Consider the following 1,678-nt stretch of genomic DNA (forward strand, 5'->3'; position numbering starts at 1 on the left):
GCCAGCGGCGGCGCGGCGCGTGTCGTCCGTCAGCAACTCGCCGGCGCGGGGATGAGCGTCGGAGCCGGTCTCATTGCGGCAGGAGCCGCAGACGATGATGGTGACGCCGGCCAAGGCATCATCATGGCCGGACGAAATATCCGCTGTGCCAGCCGAAAAACTGCTGTCGTGGTCCAAAGATCGGGCTCCTTGCCCGGAAACCCGCCGGGCGATCGGATTCTACAGTCGCAGACGGCAGGTCTCCTGGCTCGCGAGTCATCGCCTTGGGTAGCCGCCTTCCCGGGAATTCCCAGTGGTTTTCGGCCTTGGCTCTTCGCTTACAGTTGCGGGGACAGCCGCGGATTTGGGATTTTGCCCCGCACCGCATTCCCTCTTAGCCCTTGCCGTTGCGGGCAAGGGACCATCTGGAACCGGATTTAGGCTTTTGCGGGCGGCGGTGTCAACGCGAGCTTACGACACGGCTATGTCGGCCAGCGCCGGCCCCAAATCCCCGGCAGGCGTCACTTCGATGCGTTCGAGCCCGAGCCAACCTTGCATCTGCTTCAATTCCTCGAACAGCTCTGCAGCGGTTTCAGGCGGCGCACCGGGCTCGGCATAGGCCGCATGGACCCGCAGTATGCTGGCCGGGCGATCGGCCTTGAGGTCGACGCGCGCCACGATCCGGTCGCCGAGCAGGAACGGCAGGACATAATAGCCATACTGCCGCTTGTCGGCCGGTGTGTAGCTCTCGATGCGGTAGTGGAAATCGAACAGCCGCTCGGTGCGCGAGCGCTCGAAGACGACCGGATCGAAGGGTGCCAGCAAGGCGCGGGCCTCGACTTTGCGCGGCAGACGGGCGTCCCGGTGAAGATAGGCCGGCTTGTCCCAGCCTTCGACACGCACCGGCAGCAACTCGCCCGTTTCAACCAGTTCCTCCAACCGGCCTTTCATATCGGCCGGCGACAGGCGGAAATAGTCGCGCAAATCGCTTGAAGTCGCCACGCCGTGGGCGCGGGCGGAAATGCGCAGCAATTCGCGGTGCGCGTCCTCAGGCGTCGGCACCGGCAGGTCGAGGATCGCCTGCGGCAGCACGCGCTCGGGCAGGTCATAGAAGCGCTCGAAACCGCGGCGGTGCGCCGTGGTGATGCGGCCGGCCCAGAACAGCCATTCGAAAGCGTGTTTGGCATGGCTCCAGCCCCACCAGCCGCCCGAACCTTTCTGGCCCTCCAGCGCGGAAGCGGCGATCGGGCCGCGCTCGGCGACCTCGCGGTAGATCTCTTCGATGTAGGCGGCGTGCTCGCGGCCCCATTTGGCGAGACCCAGATACATTTCCTCGCCCCGCTCGGCGCGCTGCATGCGCCAGCGCATCAGCGGGTATGTCTCGACCGGCAGGAAGGAGGCCTCGTGCGCCCAGTATTCGAAAACCATGCGCTTGCGCGTCACGGCCGCGTTGTCGAGCAGCGAGAACGGGTAGGGGCCAAGGCGCGAATAGAGCGGCATATAATGAGCGCGCACCACCGCGCTGACGGAATCGATCTGCAACAGGCCGGTGCGGGACAGCGTGCGGGCAAAATGCCGGCGGTCGGGCGTGCCGGTCGGGCGAGGATCGAGGAACCCCTGGGCGGCAAGCGCAATGCGCCGGGCCCTCGGGAGCGAGATCTTTTCCTTCATGCAGATATCACTTTGCCGTGTTTTGACC

At 65.6% G+C, this 1,678-nt stretch carries 1 protein-coding gene, 1 pseudogene and 1 riboswitch; the gene and the pseudogene both read right to left on the reverse strand.

Annotated features, from left to right (window positions below; genetic code table 11):
- A pseudogene (locus EN914_RS39610) lies at positions 1-177 on the reverse strand (metal-binding protein); the annotation flags it as partial.
- A gap of 38 nt (positions 178-215) precedes the next feature.
- A riboswitch (cobalamin riboswitch) is annotated at positions 216-420 on the reverse strand.
- A 30-nt stretch (positions 421-450) separates the two neighbouring features.
- Positions 451-1,650, reverse strand: a complete 1,200-nt coding sequence (locus tag EN914_RS34590; protein ID WP_127389646.1) for a winged helix-turn-helix domain-containing protein — start codon at positions 1,648-1,650, stop codon at positions 451-453.
- Between the last annotated feature and the right edge of the window lie 28 nt (positions 1,651-1,678).

Origin of the sequence: Mesorhizobium sp. M7A.F.Ca.CA.001.08.2.1 (assembly GCF_003998455.1) — a bacterium.
Classification (GTDB): Bacteria; Pseudomonadota; Alphaproteobacteria; order Rhizobiales; family Rhizobiaceae; genus Mesorhizobium; species Mesorhizobium ciceri.

Bases quoted from the DNA above. Each gene is read 5' to 3' on its own strand.
- EN914_RS34590 (WP_127389646.1), bottom strand. From the start codon at position 1,650: ATGAAGGAAAAGATCTCGCTCCCGAGGGCCCGGCGCATTGCGCTTGCC.